Here is a 15441-nt window from a genome sequence, read left to right on the forward strand (position 1 = left end):
CCGTGCGGGTGCACGACTTATTTTTTGATTAAAGGTTATTTAGAGTGCCTTCAGGCAGAACTGAAATCACACTTGCGCGTTGTACTTTTACTTCTACGCCACGGTTCAGTTCAACAACTGCAAAATCACCTTCGATTTTTGTGATTTTACCCATTAAACCGCCCGCAAAAACAACTTCACTACCAACACCTAGGCTTTCAATTAGTGCACGATGTTCTTTTGCACGTTTTGATTGAGGGCGCCAGATCAAGAAGTAGAAGATTGCGACAAATACCGCAATCATCAACAGGTTTGCCATCATGCTTGGTTGCTGTGCAGCTTCACCTGCCGCGTGAGCAGTAGAAATAAAAAGGCTCATTTCATTTTCCTAAACTAAAAAAACTGGTTATCAATACTTTGATAAATAAATTGGACTTGTTCAGCAATTTACCTTGTCTTTTTCTTCAGCGCAAATGCTGAAAGAATTAATCTTGAGGACAAGGTGGCACTTCCATGCCGCGACGACGATAAAAGTCCTGAACAAATTCATCGAATGTACCGTTATCGAGTGCATCACGCATCGCTTCAGTCAGACGCAGGTAATAACGTAAGTTATGAATAGTACCGAGCATCGAACCGAGCATTTCGCCGCATTTCTCAAGATGGAAGAGATAAGATTTGGTGAAGTTTGTACATGTATAACAGTCGCAATGTGGGTCAAGTGGACTTTGATCATGACGATATTTGGCATTACGAATACGCACTAAACCGTCGGTCACAAAATAATGACCATTACGTGCATTTCGAGTTGGCATTACACAGTCAAACATATCGACACCGCGACGAACCGCTTCTACGATATCTTCTGGTTTACCGACACCCATCAAGTAACGTGGTTTATCCGCAGGCATTTTCTCTGGAAGATAATCCAATACTTTGATCATTTCTTCTTTAGGTTCGCCAACAGACAAGCCGCCAATGGCATAACCATCAAAATCAATTTCTTTGAGACCATTTAAAGATTCATCACGTAAATCTTCATACATGCCGCCTTGGATAATACCAAATAGTGCATTACGGTTTTTCAGCACGTCATGATGTTGAGTCTTACAACGTTTCGCCCAACGCAATGAAAGCTGCAAGGATTTTTGCGCTTCTTCATGTGTCGCAGGATAAGGCGTACATTCATCAAAAATCATCACGATGTCAGAATTCAGTGTGTGCTGAATATCCATCGAAATTTCAGGAGATAAAAAGACTTTAGAGCCATCAATCGGAGAGCGGAAAGTCACGCCCTCTTCTTTAATTTTGCGCATAGCGCCAAGACTGAAGACTTGGAAACCGCCTGAATCTGTCAAAATCGGGTTATTCCATTTCATGAATTGGTGTAAACCACCATGTTCACGAATGACATCTAGGCCTGGGCGAAGATATAAATGGAAGGTATTGCCCAAAATAACTTGGGATTTAATTTCTTTAATGTCACGTGGGAGCATGCCTTTTACAGTACCGTAAGTACCGACAGGCATGAACATAGGTGTTTCAACAACACCATGTTCAAGGGTTAAACGGCCGCGACGAGCACGGCCCGATTGCGCCAATTTTTCAAACTTCATACAAGGTCCAGATCAAGGCGAAAAAACAGTTCGCTGATGGTAAGAGTGCTAAAAGTGCTCTATTTTCCTTGATTCTGCGGTTAAACGCTAGCTTTGTCGGGTGTTAAGTCTGTAAATTTATAGATTGCGTCTTGTGACAAGGCTTCATCTGAACTATTGGCATTAAAATAGAACTGGTTAATTCGCTGCAAAATTTCTTCTTTTTCCATCGCAAATGTGCCTTTCGGGTCCGATGTCATGGCCACGATACTGTCAATAAGCTTTTGAATATAAGGATTCGTGGTTGCATAGCTTTTTTCTAAGCTTAAAAGATAGACTTCATTAGCTACATGTAAATAGTTATAAGGTTGTATTTCAACGATTTGTGCTAAATCAATCAGCAGGTCTTTATCATACTGAGACAGCTTCATACGCTTGGGTAAGCTGTCGAGCTTGAGTGGTTGTTTGGATTTGAGAAAATCGTCAAGTTGTGTGCTTGGAGTATTTAAAACCTGAGCTGAATAAATTTCTATTTCGGGCTGTGTCTGGACCGTGATAAAAAACAGAATATTGTCCAGTTCTATGCCGTAGGACTGAACCAAGTCGACTTTTGTTTGTTGTATGGCATTGAGCAAGATTGAAAGATGGTTAGCCGATTCAGACTTTATCGTACTTTTTATAGAAGATGGATCAAGGTTTAAATGGCCCACTTCATTTACAGATGTCAGTTTAAACTGCGCCAAGTCTTGACTTAAAGCCAGTAGGCTACGATAGCGCCATTTCGACACATTCCATCGATCATGCGCTGCAAGATATTGAGCAGAATCTTCATCTTCGGCAAAAATACTACGCTGCGTAGAGACTGCGATATAGTCCATGGAAAAATAGGGATTGAACACCAACGTACATGCGTAAATATGGTCGTCTTGGTGCTGCTCATAGAGTTTGAAAAACGCCTGAATCAGCACATTTTTCAGTGCATTAATTTGATTTTGCATATTTTATTTTTCTTTCTAGTTTTGGAGGTGCTTGATCACCTCATCATTATTTTTTTTACTTTTGTGCATTAAAGCCCGAACTTAAAAGTTCGGACGATAATCAAAATTTTGGCTGGCAGCTTGATCGCGGAAAGGGCGAACCGCTTTTTTACTCAGCAATAGCGTATTAATAATATTGTTAGGAAACACTTGAATGTGGTTGTTGAACAACTCAACGTTGCGGTTAAAAATAGTAATCGCCGCACCGACATTTTCGTTTTGTTCTTCAATTTCATTCATCATTTTCAGATAAATATCATTGGCTTTGAGCTCTGGATAGTTTTCAACCACAACATTCAGGCTGCGCATTAGATCTTGATTTAAGGCTTCAATACGCTGTAATTGGCTGACATCGGTACTGTTTACGTTCAAATTCATAATGTTTTGACGGAGTTCAGTGACTTTTGCCAAAGTCCCTTGTTCAAAATTGGAATATTGCTCAACCAAAGGCTGTAATCCATCTAAAATTTTGATTTTTTGACGTTCATAGCTAGCTACATCTGACCATGCACGAATGGTTGCATTGTGATGTCGAACAATATTGTTGCGAATCATGATTGCACCAATCACCAATGCAATGATGATTAAAACAAAGATCAAAAGCCCCATAAAATTTTATCCTCAAGATAAAAGGTCGTAAGTTAAAACATTATTGTATGAAATCTATTTTAAAAACTGCGTTAAATCGTTTTTCAAATTTTCTAAAGCATTTAATTTAAAGGTTCTGAGATGTCCACGCAATGCCGAAACATCTTGAATTCGTTTTGCTTTACTACTGACTTTAAATAAATCTGTAGAGCCAAGATAGCACATTATGCGGTGGCTCGGATGAAATAGCAGATCACCTTCACGGTTTTGAAAAAAATCCGCTAGTCGGAGGACAAAGCCCGGGCTGAGCAATTTAGCGATTTCCATTTGGTTCTCGCCATAAAACTTTAATTTTTGATTAGTTTGAATGTCGCTGCTGTGCCAAGGAAAACTATAAGGATAGCCAAAGTTTTTGCCTGTTGCAGATACGGCAAGACCATGGATACCAATATCAAAAACAAATACGCCCCACAGGTCTTTATGAATTTCTTTAACCGTGACTTCATCACCGTCTTTGTCACGTACTTTCAGTTCATTCACATAATGATAATGAAAGACCATGACTTGATACTGTTGCTGATTTTCGTCTTCCCAAACGGTGCTCGCGAAGGTCTGAATATCATTCGAAAGGCTGCCTTGTTTAAACACGGGGAACATACGTTTAAGATTGCCAATAAATTGTAGATTATTCAGTGGCATCGAAATGTATTGAGGCTGTCGGTTAAAAGCCAATTGGTATTTTTTTGCGATGCATTCGGTTTCTAAAAACGCAATAACTTCTTCGAGCGGATCATCTTTTTCATAGCTGATATAAGCCCAGAACACCATGGCCAACCCCGCAGCAAAGCAGAGCTGTGCCCAGCCATGATCGGGCTGAATCACAATAAACAGCATGAAGCCGATACCCAGCGCAGCTAAAGCTAAGGGGAGTAAGTTTTCAAATTTGAGCGTAATGGGTGCATTCCATGGATGCAGCCCATCGAGGAGTTCTTGGTGAGTTTTTGCGTTTCGGCCTATATCCCAAAGCCGAGCGATATTCTGAAATACCACAGCATTCTTCTTACGACGAATATGGATGGAGTGCTTTACAGAATCGATCGGCATGGGGACTAAGTCATCGCATGGTTATTGATGGTTAATATTATCAATTAACATCGCATCACCATAACTAAAGAAGCGATATTGGCTTTCGACGGCATGGTGATAGGCATTCAAAATATTATCTCGACTGGACAACGCTGACACTAACATGAGCAAGGTAGATTCAGGTAAATGGAAGTTGGTAATTAAACGATCGACTACTTTGAACTCATAACCTGGGTAGATAAAGATTTGTGTATCACCAGTCCAACCCTTGAGTTCGCCGCCATTGGCTTGAGCGGCACTTTCAGTCGCACGAGTCGCTGTAGTACCGACAGCAATAACTTTATTGCCACGTGCTTTTGTTTCACGGATTAAAGCCATAGATTCTTCTGACACGTCACACCATTCGCTGTGCATGATGTGATTTTCAATGTCATTGGTGCGCACGGGTAAAAATGTACCTGCACCCACATGCAAGGTAACAAAGGTTTTATTTACGCCTTTGTCCGCCAATTTTTTGAGTAGCGCTTCATCAAAATGTAAGCTTGCTGTTGGTGCTGCGACAGACGCCAATTTGGTTGGGTCGTTAAACACGGTTTGATAACGTTCGGTATCAATCGCTTCTGCTTCACGGTTAAAGTAAGGCGGAATCGGTAAAGCACCGTATAAATCTAAAACTTGTAAAATAGGCTGTGAAAATTCCACAACAAATAAGTTTTCATGACGGCCTTGAACGGTCACTTTAACTTCGTCTGGACCGATAAATAATTCCGCACCTTCTTTAGGCGTATTGCTGGCTTTAATGTGGCAATGTGCGGTTTTTGGGTCAAGAATACGTTCAACCAAGACTTCAACTGCACCACCAGTTGCACGTTTGCCTTTCAAGCGGGCTTTCATCACTTTGGTATCGTTCAGTACCAACAAGTCACCTTCATTGAGCAAGTCTAAAATGTCAGTGAAATGATGGTCGTGATATTCACCATTGATGTCGAGATGGAGCAGGCGTGATGCACTACGTGTTTCAAGCGGATAGCGGGCAATGAGTTCGTCGGGGAGATTGAAGTTAAAGTCAGAAAGTTGCATGTTAAGAAATCTGAAAAGGGGATAATGAAATTTGGCTTAGTATAAGCTTTTTTGGGTTTTAACGCTGAAATTGATGGATTATCCATCTAAAAATTCTTATACGGTTTATTTTTAATCAAATGAGAACATCATGCGTTGACAAGTTTTTGAAACAGTTTATTATACGTTTCAACACCTTCCCGAGGTGGTGAAATTGGTAGACGCGGTGGATTCAAAATCCACTATCAGAGATGATGTGTCGGTTCGAGTCCGACCCTCGGGACCAGTTACCTAAAAAGGCTCTAAGCACATTAAGACTTAGAGCCTTTTTTTATTGTCTAAAATCAATAATCTGCGTTAACCATTCGTTCAAAACTTAATGACTTCATTAGCCTGATTTCAGGTGGTCATTCTGGCAAATAAGTCCCTAAATGAGTACCTGATTTTCCCTTGTTTTTCATGGTGAAATCAGATGGCTAAAATTACAAAACCTTTAACGGCAAGACAAGTTGAACGAGCTAAACCAACAGACAAAGAATACAGTCTCTTTGATGGAGATGGTCTTTATCTTGTAGTACGTCCTTCTGGTACAAAAACTTGGATACTTCGGCTGAGAGATGATTTAGGTAAAACTCATAAGATCAAGTTAGGAACATTTCCTGAAGTACCATTGGCTCTAGCTCGAGAGAAGGGTGCTGAATACAGACGATCAATCGCTTTAGGTAAAGAGGTTGATGAGGTTCTTGGGAGAGGTGAATACAAGGTTGATAAGGTAAATCACTCTCTTGAATCTGTTGCAAGAGAATGGCTTGAACAATATGCCAAGCGCAAACCATTAGAAGAACATACAAAGCATAAGCGCATTCGTAAACTAGAAAATCATCTATTCCCAATGTTAGGCCATTACCCAATTGATGATCTTCGTCCCAAACATCTTTGTAAAGTGCTAAACCATATCTATGAAAAGAGTGCTGATAATGCACAACGAATTAGAGCGGACCTCATTCTGATCTTTAGCTATGCCGTGCAATATGGGCTTATTGAAGTAAACCATGCACGAGAAATGGAGAGCCTTGATCTCTCAGCTCCTAAGAATCACAGACCTGCATTACCACTACACAGATTACCTGAGCTGATACGACGGATTAGAGCTGATTCAGGGGATGAGTTAACAAAGCTATGTATGGAGCTTGGCTTACATATTTTCATTCGCTCATCTGAATTACGATTTGCTCGTTGGGATGAGATTGATTTCAATAAACAACAATGGGTATTGCCTGCAAAGCGAAACCAAGTAAATGGGATTAAACATTCTGACCGTGGAGCTAAGATGCGAGAGCCACATATTGTTCCATTATCTGATCATGCGATAGGCTTGCTACAGAAAGTAAAGAGAGTTAGTGGTAATTCAGGGGTAGTCTTTCCGAGCTCATACAATGGAACTGCTTTTCTTAGTGAGAATACGTTTAATGAAGCTTTAAGGCGTATGGGATATGACACTAAAAAGGACATCTGTTTTCATGGTTTTAGAGCGATGGCACGATCAGCCTTGGGTGAGTGTGGCTTGTTCCAAAGAGATGCTATTGAGAAGCAGATGAGCCATCAGGAGCGCAATGATGTAGTAGGTGCTTACACTCATGTTGCAGAGTACTTATACGAACGAAAGAAGATGATGCAATGGTGGAGTCAGTACCTATTAGATATCGAGAGTAAGGGCTATCTTTCGCCATACCAATATGCAAACCAAGACAATCTAACTAAGTTTAGAGAGATCGCTTAAATGAAAAAGCTCCCATCCTTGGGAGCTTTTTCATTAGATTAAGTCGTTTTTAAATTGACTTATGTCTATATCGTTAAGATAGCCAACACGAAGGTAATTGCCTAAAGCTTTAGAGTAGATCTCTTGCTTTGTAAGACCTGTATATTCACAGATTACCTCTAATTTGCGATGCATCTTTGGTTCAACATAGAACGTAGATTTTGCATCCTCATGACGAAAAGGCCCTATAGAACTAGCCTTATCCACACAGTTAGCTATGGTGTTAAGTATGACAGTATCTTCAGATATTGGGTACATATCGACTTTCCTTGTCTGTTAAAAGATACGTATATTTTAAAGGCTATAAAGGGTTTATACCAAATTTCATATACGTACGTAAGTACGTACTTATTTGGAGAAATAGATCAGTCAGCGCTGACTAACTTATTGTTTTTTAATTATAAAATAGTTTGACATGACCTGTTTCTTAAGTGTAATTTCGAGTCCATTCAAAATGAGTGGAGCTCAACATGTCACAGCAAATTATTCTACAAATTATCAAAGAATTGCTTGAAAAGGGGATGAAAACAGATCCCCAAAAGACAATTCAGCTATTGCTGCAACTTCTCAAGGAGTTAGCCATTATTGAGCCAAAGCAGGATGGACACGACTTATCAATTTTTGAAAAATACCGTCATCCGCTATATCAAATTGTTAAAGAGTTAGAACATATTAAATCATTTATTGCATCAAAAGGGTTAGGTGGTGTTACTACTAAAGAGCTTTACGACTATCTAAGCCTAAGTAGCGAGCTTAGTCCTGCCCTTATAAGAGATCGGTTAGAGATGTTGATTTTTAATAAGAGCATTAAACAGGGAAAGAAGAGAATGGGTACTTATGTAAGCAATGTCTATTACATCTTGTGAAACTAGTAGGCACCTCCGGTGCCTTGAGCGAGTCTCTTGATTATAAGAATAATAGAGAGTTCCTTTGTTAAAACCACTGACTTTACCAATCAGTCTGGTTACTTATTTGAGGTGGGAGTTAAATAAGTTTTCAGATTTGATTGGTAAGGTCTTAATTATGATTTGATTCCAGGTCTGTTACTCTTTTACTAAGTTGGCTCTATGCCATGCTAGATAAGGTAGGTGTCTTTTATCTAGCTTTCGTAGTTTTAGGTCGGAGCTCAAATGTAATAACTCAAGATCAATATTCGTTAATACAGGGCTTAATATGATAGACCTATCATCATTAAAGCTAATTAATCTTTGATCGAAGGCTCGATCTAACGTGGGAGAAAGTAGCAACCCATTAAAAGGATCTAATCGAGCACCCTTATCTATACTCCAAGGCTTAATGTGAGAAGATACTAGTAGAGCTTTTAATGTGCAGCCTGTAACGGCACAACTACCATCCCAGTATTCAAGTAACTTCTCGCGGAATTTACCTTGTCCCAGGCGAAGTTTAACTAACGCTTCTTTTTCAGTTTGAGTTAGAGGAAGATCATCAATACTTGCTTGTATGTCTTTAGTGGGCTCTAAAGCAAACATCAGCTTCATGAACTGAGGTAGAGCATCTCTATCATGTATTGTGAAGCAAAGAGCCTGTTTTTGAGTGGTTGGCTTGAGTGGTTCTTTATCTGGATAACCTTGGAAGCATGATCGATTTGAATCATAACCACCGGATACTCCTTTAATTGATAAGCATTCATCGATTTTAGTAGTATATTTTGGGATGAATGGTAGAGCGAAATTAGCTTGTGTGTAGTCTTCATCCTGTATGTGTAAAGTGAAGTCTAGGGTAGGATGTTGTAATCTGTGAACCTTTTTATTACTTGGTTCACCAGATGGTTTGAGCTTAAGCTTAAAGCCATAATAGTTGGTTAAATGTTCTTGCAGGTCGTTTGGAGAAAATGCCATTTGATTCACGCCATTTATTATTAAAAGTTAATATCATTGGACACATTGCACTCTTATCAATTACTACAATCTTGGAAAGGTGAAGAACCAAGTTTCATTGACTCTACATGTGTCAGGTAGCTAGTGATCTGATTATGCTTATCATCTTTTGGTAATCAATACTTTCTGTTGGCTAAATTACATCTTGCCTAGACTAATTATTATTAGTGGTTGAAATGCGAAATTATTGGATTGTGAAAGGAATATTTTGGATACCCAAAGTGTCTCAATCTGAGACACTTTATTTGGAACTTTCTCAGGCTGATACTCTGAATCTAGTCAATTAGCTAAAATTTATTAAATTGGTCTCTCTGTGATACCAATCATATTTGCTTGGAATGGTAAGTAGATAAAAGAAAAGCAGGGCAATTTCCATTCCCCCGCTTTTCCACACTTGGCACTGTTTTCCAAGAGATCACGTTATGCAAACTCCTGGCTCGAAACAAACATACGCACCAACTGAAAAGGTTTAATGAATGTATGGTGTGAAAATAGGAAGAGCAATAGATGGGCTAATTGATTGCTTAAAATTAGATCCGTTAGTTGGGCTTAACATTAAGCATACTAAATTGCTCAATCCTAAGTATTAAGGTAATTAAAGATTACCTAAACACTTATAGTAATACTCATTAGCAAAGTCCACGATAGCTTGTTTCTTTGCTTGCTCAGTTTTCTTGATAGGTAGTGTGTAGGCTCGACTGGCTTGAGTAATGCGCTCAGCATATCCTTGTTTGTCATCATAACCTCTTTGTTTTAAGCCTATATACATTTCGTGGTTAAGCTCAAGAGCTTTAGTTTTTGGTGCCCCTTTTTGTCTAAGAGTCATTGCTTGTAAAGCAAACCAACTCTCTGCCTTACAATATTGGTCATCATCAATGTCAGAGCTAGAGAGTGATGTGGGTTTCTTTAACTTAGTCTCATCTTCTTTCTTGGATAGAGTAGTCTTTTCTTTGATGTTGGCTTTTTCTTCGACCATATCTTTTGATAGAGAGGGAAGAATTTTCAAAATCTGACCAACATATATAGGTGATTCGGGGGATACGTGATTCCATTCGGTAATTTCCTGCCAATCTACATTATGCTTTATAGCAATAGAAGCCAAAGTGTCTCCTTTTTGTACTTTGTATTCAGTAACCTTAGATGACTCGACTTTAGCTTTTAGTTCATTGATTTCTTGATTCGTATCATTTGATATCGATGAGCAGTAATCAGAGACTTTATCTGTAAAACGTTTAACCTCATTTTGTTTCTCAGCTAAGGTTTTGTAGATTGGAGCTGAGTATGCTTTTAACAGTATGTCTTTAGCAATTTCATCTACATGTTCCCCATTGTTGTGCTTTATGGTTCCCAATAATTCGTTTGCATTTTTTTGACTAATACCATTTTGTCTTGCTGACATTGCTCTAGATGCATAGTCTGTCGCTGAATCACATATCCCTTGTAAGAAATCTTCTGCTTTAATATCAGCACTGAATAATGAAGTTAAGATTATGAAAATGAGTTTTTTCATGAGTTATGTGTTGAAGATTAAGAGAATGCTAATTATAACAACTCGATGATATATAAGCTCATTAGTCTATAGTTGAATGAAAAATCCTAATCTTTGATCACTCACATTCATAAAATTTAGATCTAAGCATTAAATGAAAGAGTTGGCATAACACTATATAAATGAGGGTATAAAAAAACCAGCGCTTTCGCGCTGGTTTTTTTACATCACTAACTCGAGTTAGTTTTGCATCAACTTATTGAGCAGCCTCAAGAGCAGCATTTAAAGTTGCGCTTGGACGCATTACAGCATTTACTTTTGCTGTATCTACAGCGTAGTAACCACCGATGTCCGCGGCTTTACCTTGAACTTCAGCAAGTTCTGCAACGATTTTTTCTTCGTTTTCAGCAAGTGCTTGAGCAAGAGGAGCGAATTTCGCTTTAAGCTCTGCATCTTCGTCTTGCGCAGCAAGTTCTTCAGCCCAGTATTTAGCAAGGTAGAAGTGGCTGCCACGGTTGTCCAGCTCGCCAGTACGACGTGATGGAGATTTGTCGTTATCCAGCAGTTTGCCTGTTGCAGCATCTAAAGTCTTCGCCAGAAGTTTCGCTTTCGCGTTGTCTTCTTTGATGCCCATTTCTTCTAGAGAAACCGCAAGCGCCAAGAACTCACCTAAAGAATCCCAACGTAAGTGGTTTTCTTCTACAAGTTGTTGTACGTGTTTAGGCGCAGAACCACCCGCACCAGTTTCGTACATGCCGCCCCCAGCCATTAGAGGCACGATAGAAAGCATTTTCGCAGAAGTACCCAATTCCATAATCGGGAACAAGTCTGTGAGGTAGTCACGTAGGATGTTACCAGTTACAGAAATTGTATCTAGGCCGCGAGCAACACGTTCAAGTGTATAACGCATAGCACGGACTTGAGACATGATTTGAATGTCTAAACCAGTAGTGTCGTGCTCTTTCAAATAAGTTTGAACTTTCTTGATGAGTTCGTTTTCGTGTGGACGGTACGGGTCAAGCCAGAAGATCGCAGGCATGCCTGAGTTGCGTGCACGAGTCACAGCAAGTTTCACCCAGTCGCGGATTGGTGCGTCTTTCACCTGACACATACGCCAGATGTCGCCTTCTTCCACGTTTTGAGACATCAACACTTCACCTGTTTCCAGATCCGTGATGTTGGCAACACCCGCTTCAGGAATTTCGAAAGTCTTGTCGTGTGAACCGTATTCTTCCGCTTTTTGCGCCATCAGACCAACGTTAGGAACTGTACCCATAGTGCGTGGGTCAAAGTTACCATTCCATTTACAGAAATTGATCATTTCTTGGTAGATACGCGCGAAAGTAGATTCAGGCATTACAGCTTTACAGTCGTACTGTTTGCCGTCGGCACCCCACATTTTACCGCCACCACGGATCATTGCAGGCATAGATGCATCTACAATTACGTCATTAGGTGAGTGGAAGTTAGTGATGCCTTTTGCAGAATCAACCATTGCAAGTGCAGGACGGTGTTCTTGGCAAGCATGTAAGTCAGCAATGATTTCTTCACGAAGAGAAGTCGGAAGAGTTTCAATTTTTTCGTAAAGACCAGACATACCGTTGTTGATGTTAATACCTAACTCATCAAACAATTTGCCGTGTTTTTCGAATGCATCTTTGTAGTAAATCTTCACACAGTGACCGAAAACGATTGGGTGAGACACCTTCATCATGGTCGCTTTTACGTGTAGAGAGAACAAAATGCCTGCTTCTTTACAATCATCTAATTCTTTTTCATAGAAGTCGCAAAGTGCTTTTTTGCTCATGAACATTGAGTCGATGATTTCGCCGTCTTGAAGCGCAACTTTAGGCTTAAGAACAATAGTTTCACCAGACTTCGTGATCAATTCCATTTTTACATTGCGAGCGCGGTCTAAAGTCATAGACTTTTCGCCGTGGTAGAAGTCACCTTCATCCATGTGAGAAACGTGAGTTTGTGACCACTGTTTCCATTCGCTCATAGAGTGCGGATGTTTCTTCGCGTAATTTTTTACTGCAGTAGGCGCACGACGGTCAGAGTTACCTTCACGAAGTACAGGATTTACAGCAGAACCTAGGCATTTGCTATAACGTGCCTTGATTTCTTTTTCTTCCTCAGTCGCTGGGTTTTCTGGGTAGTTCGGAATTGCAAAACCTTTAGACTGTAATTCTTTAATGCAAGCAGTTAATTGGCCAACTGAAGCACTGATGTTCGGAAGTTTGATAATGTTTGTGCTTGGATCTTGGGTTAATTGTCCAAGCTCTGCCAAGTTATTTGGCACCTTTTGTTCTTCGCTTAGATAGTCTGAAAATTCAGCGAGTACACGTGCTGCAACTGAGATATCGCGTTTAACGATTTCAACGCCAGCAGGTTTAGTAAAGGTTTCAATGATCGGCAGCAGAGAGTAAGTCGCCAATAATGGCGCCTCGTCGGTCAGTGTGTAGATGATAGTTGACTTTCCACCAGCCATATATAGCCCCTTGCTTTAGATTGTGTCTTTGAGGTCCGAGCTTGTGGCTCGCCTCTATGAACCGATTTGCTTAAATAAAACTATGAAAGTATCGGGGTTCATTGCTTTTCAGTCAACGCAAGATCCTGTGATGTGGTCATTTCGTAGAAAAATGATACAAAAGAAGTGCGGTTTGACGCCCAATTTTAGCGCAAAACCGAGAAGGGAAATATTGAAAGCTTGTTATTCATAGCTTAAAGCTATTGAACAATTAAATTTATATCATTTTTTTGGGGCTGATCTGTTCTTTATGGCTCGTTCAAGTTTTAGTTGTAAAGCAAAGCGGTTGATAGGTCAAACCGAATGCCTTAACTTTTAGATGTAGATTTGGTGCGGAAGTTCAAAAATTAGTCAGGGTTGGGGACTTTATTAAAGAACGACGTGAGTTTGATGCTCCGTTTGACTTTGAGCGGTCGCGGAATGTTTATGCGATAACTTATATATCTGATGAATAAGGCATGGCACTTATTCAGCTTCAGTCATTTGGGTGAATGAGTTCATGTGCATTAGAAGCATGAAACGAATCTTTAGCTCAGTTTAATAAAGTAAAAGCGAGCAAGTATGGTTTAATGCTCAAATGACACACAACTGATAAAAACTAATAAATTAGTCTAATAGAAAAGATTAATAATAGATTCATTTAGTGTAGCTGACTGAAACGAGCATCCTGATGAGTAATCTGGTCCTAGAATAGTCATAAAACTCACTATTTTTTGTGATGTATTTAAAGAAAATTAAACCCAGTTTTTTAGGTCTTATGTAAATGAATATTTCTTTTGGTCATGTTTTTAGTTTGAATAAAACGCGAAAAGTACGATTTAAAATAAACAGTCAATAAAATTTAAATTAATTTTAGTTTCTAATTTTATTGTTTTAATTTTTGTATTGCATTTAATATGATGTTCTTTATAGATATTTTTATTTTCTAATTGGATGAAAGTTCGATTAAATAGCGCATTCGTAAATGATGTTTGTCTTTTTGTTGGGTTTTGTTATTGAGTGTTTGGGCTATTTTTGCTATTAATCTTGAACATAACAGTTGGTTTTTATCTTTAAGATAAACCCTGAGGAGAGCAACGGGATGGCTTTACGTTTACTGGATATTGGTACACAAACCGAATTATTAACTGCCTGTCGTTTGTCTTTATTGATGGGGGTTTATACCGACGACAACCGCATTGCAGAATTTTTAAAGTTCGCGCGTGGTATTGTGCAAGTCGATAATGCTGTCCTCGCATTTAAAAATGAACCTTATATATGGTATGCGTCAGAGCACATATTTAAGGCCTTTATGGCCGAAGCTGATGATGATCGTCTAGATCAGTTTTTTGCTGAACATTCTCGTATAGACCGAGACGCTGAAAATTACCAAGCTTATTCCGACTATATGCAAGAACTTGGATTAGGGCATCAGCGTTTAGTCGCTTTCGATTTAAAATATGATCAAGAATCTATCGGTAAAGTGATTTTGTTTGATGATCAAGTCACTGCATTTGAAGCCAAACAATTAAAGATCGTTGAAGAATTTGTACAAAGTCTAGTCAATATTATTCAACTTCGTGTTGAAAATGCCGAATTAAAAGAAGCCTATGAACAGCAGTCGGCACTGAATTTTAGTAAGACTAAATTTTTCCAAATTATTGCGCATGATTTAAGAGCACCTTTTCATGGTCTACTTGGATTTTCTGAAGTTTTGGCACAGGAGCGTCATACCTTAGATGATTCAAGCGTGCAAAATATTGCAGACTATTTATATGACACCACACAATCGACGTATAACCTCTTAGAAAGCCTGTTGAACTGGGCAATGGCAGAAGGTGGTCGCTTTGTTTATCATCCGATTAATTTTGATTTACATCAGTCTGCAAAAATCGTAAGTGATGTCTTAAATAGCTTGGCTGTGAAGAAAAATATTCGACTGATCAATGCCGTGCCTGAAGGCATTAAAGTCAATGCAGATATCAATATGATCACATCAGTGATACAAAACTTGGTGTCAAACGCATTGAAATTTACCCATACCGATGGTAGAGGTGTGGTGAGGATTTCAGCCGATCGAGATGGAGAACGGGTTGTATTCACTATTCAAGATACTGGATTGGGGATGACCCAAGCTCAGATCGATGATTTATTTCAGCAAAAACTGACGGTTAGTATTAAAGGTACGGCAGGAGAACGTGGTACGGGGTTGGGTTTAGTCCTTTGTAAACGTTTTGTGGACTTAAATCAGGGTGAAATTGTGGTGAACTCGAAAGAAGGTGAAGGCACACAATTTAAAGTCTGGTTGCCACAGGCGACGAGCCTGCATCAAACCCTAAATACCGAGAGTAGCAGTGCACAGAAAGATGCGACCTTATAAAG

General features: G+C 39.4%; 12 protein-coding genes and 1 tRNA gene. 4 read left to right on the plus strand and 9 right to left on the minus strand.

All coding sequences use genetic code 11. From position 1 onward, the window contains the following. Positions 1-28 precede the first annotated feature (28 nt). From yajC to queA, 6 genes are all read right to left on the minus strand, one after another. Positions 29-358, minus strand: a complete 330-nt coding sequence (gene yajC, locus FTU13_RS13870; protein WP_078191271.1) for a preprotein translocase subunit YajC — start codon at positions 356-358, stop codon at positions 29-31. Positions 359-464: 106 nt separating this feature from the next. Continuing rightward, positions 465-1595 carry a tRNA guanosine(34) transglycosylase Tgt gene (gene tgt / locus FTU13_RS13875; RefSeq protein WP_180128629.1) on the minus strand — a complete coding sequence of 377 codons (1131 nt, stop codon included), beginning with the start codon at positions 1593-1595 and terminating at the stop codon, positions 465-467. 80 nt (positions 1596-1675) lie between these two features. Beyond that, a complete protein-coding gene (locus FTU13_RS13880; protein ID WP_180128627.1) occupies positions 1676-2572 on the minus strand; it encodes a DUF4303 domain-containing protein in 897 nt (298 codons plus the stop codon). Between the two features lie 81 nt (positions 2573-2653). Beyond that, positions 2654-3220 (minus strand): LemA family protein, encoded by a 567-nt coding sequence (locus tag FTU13_RS13885; protein ID WP_078191268.1) that lies wholly within the window; start codon positions 3218-3220, stop codon positions 2654-2656. Positions 3221-3274: 54 nt separating this feature from the next. Continuing rightward, positions 3275-4303 (minus strand): hypothetical protein, encoded by a 1029-nt coding sequence (locus FTU13_RS13890; RefSeq protein WP_180128626.1) that lies wholly within the window; start codon positions 4301-4303, stop codon positions 3275-3277. Positions 4304-4324: 21 nt separating this feature from the next. After that, a complete protein-coding gene (gene queA, locus FTU13_RS13895) occupies positions 4325-5365 on the minus strand; it encodes a tRNA preQ1(34) S-adenosylmethionine ribosyltransferase-isomerase QueA (protein WP_180128624.1) in 1041 nt (346 codons plus the stop codon). A gap of 178 nt (positions 5366-5543) precedes the next feature. Between queA and FTU13_RS13900 the strand changes: the two genes are divergently transcribed. From FTU13_RS13900 to FTU13_RS13910, 3 genes are all read left to right on the plus strand, one after another. Beyond that, positions 5544-5630, plus strand: a tRNA-Leu gene (locus FTU13_RS13900). Between the two features lie 186 nt (positions 5631-5816). Continuing rightward, a complete protein-coding gene (locus tag FTU13_RS13905) occupies positions 5817-7124 on the plus strand; it encodes an integrase arm-type DNA-binding domain-containing protein (RefSeq protein WP_180128623.1) in 1308 nt (435 codons plus the stop codon). A 509-nt stretch (positions 7125-7633) separates the two neighbouring features. Further along, complete coding sequence (locus FTU13_RS13910) at positions 7634-8029, plus strand: hypothetical protein (protein WP_180128622.1); 396 nt, start codon at positions 7634-7636, stop codon at positions 8027-8029. 177 nt (positions 8030-8206) lie between these two features. On the opposite strand, the gene FTU13_RS13915 is transcribed toward FTU13_RS13910, so the two are convergent. The 3 genes from FTU13_RS13915 to FTU13_RS13925 form a co-directional block, all read right to left on the minus strand. Next, on the minus strand, positions 8207-9022 hold the full coding sequence (locus FTU13_RS13915) for an HNH endonuclease (protein WP_180128621.1): 816 nt from the start codon (positions 9020-9022) through the stop codon (positions 8207-8209). Positions 9023-9656: 634 nt separating this feature from the next. Then, on the minus strand, positions 9657-10571 hold the full coding sequence (locus tag FTU13_RS13920) for a LysM peptidoglycan-binding domain-containing protein (protein WP_180128620.1): 915 nt from the start codon (positions 10569-10571) through the stop codon (positions 9657-9659). A 235-nt stretch (positions 10572-10806) separates the two neighbouring features. After that, entirely contained in the window at positions 10807-13041 is a 2235-nt protein-coding gene (locus tag FTU13_RS13925; protein ID WP_180128618.1) for an NADP-dependent isocitrate dehydrogenase, read from the minus strand. A 1120-nt stretch (positions 13042-14161) separates the two neighbouring features. On the opposite strand from FTU13_RS13925, the gene FTU13_RS13930 reads away from it, so the two are divergent. Beyond that, complete coding sequence (locus tag FTU13_RS13930; RefSeq protein WP_180128617.1) at positions 14162-15439, plus strand: sensor histidine kinase KdpD; 1278 nt, start codon at positions 14162-14164, stop codon at positions 15437-15439. The last annotated feature ends 2 nt before the right edge of the window (positions 15440-15441 follow it).

Source organism: Acinetobacter sp. YH12064, from assembly GCF_013419735.1.
Taxonomy (GTDB): Bacteria; Pseudomonadota; Gammaproteobacteria; order Pseudomonadales; family Moraxellaceae; genus Acinetobacter; species Acinetobacter amyesii.

Coding starts and splice junctions, on each gene's coding strand:
- FTU13_RS13890 (WP_180128626.1), bottom strand. CDS start 4,303: ATGCCGATCGATTCTGTAAAGCACTCCATCCATATTCGTCGTAAGAAG.
- tgt (WP_180128629.1), bottom strand. CDS start 1,595: ATGAAGTTTGAAAAATTGGCGCAATCGGGCCGTGCTCGTCGCGGCCGT.
- FTU13_RS13880 (WP_180128627.1), bottom strand. CDS start 2,572: ATGCAAAATCAAATTAATGCACTGAAAAATGTGCTGATTCAGGCGTTT.
- FTU13_RS13905 (WP_180128623.1), top strand. CDS start 5,817: ATGGCTAAAATTACAAAACCTTTAACGGCAAGACAAGTTGAACGAGCT.
- FTU13_RS13925 (WP_180128618.1), bottom strand. CDS start 13,041: ATGGCTGGTGGAAAGTCAACTATCATCTACACACTGACCGACGAGGCG.
- queA (WP_180128624.1), bottom strand. CDS start 5,365: ATGCAACTTTCTGACTTTAACTTCAATCTCCCCGACGAACTCATTGCC.
- yajC (WP_078191271.1), bottom strand. CDS start 358: ATGAGCCTTTTTATTTCTACTGCTCACGCGGCAGGTGAAGCTGCACAG.
- FTU13_RS13920 (WP_180128620.1), bottom strand. CDS start 10,571: ATGAAAAAACTCATTTTCATAATCTTAACTTCATTATTCAGTGCTGAT.
- FTU13_RS13915 (WP_180128621.1), bottom strand. CDS start 9,022: ATGGCATTTTCTCCAAACGACCTGCAAGAACATTTAACCAACTATTAT.
- FTU13_RS13910 (WP_180128622.1), top strand. CDS start 7,634: ATGTCACAGCAAATTATTCTACAAATTATCAAAGAATTGCTTGAAAAG.
- FTU13_RS13885 (WP_078191268.1), bottom strand. CDS start 3,220: ATGGGGCTTTTGATCTTTGTTTTAATCATCATTGCATTGGTGATTGGT.
- FTU13_RS13930 (WP_180128617.1), top strand. CDS start 14,162: ATGGCTTTACGTTTACTGGATATTGGTACACAAACCGAATTATTAACT.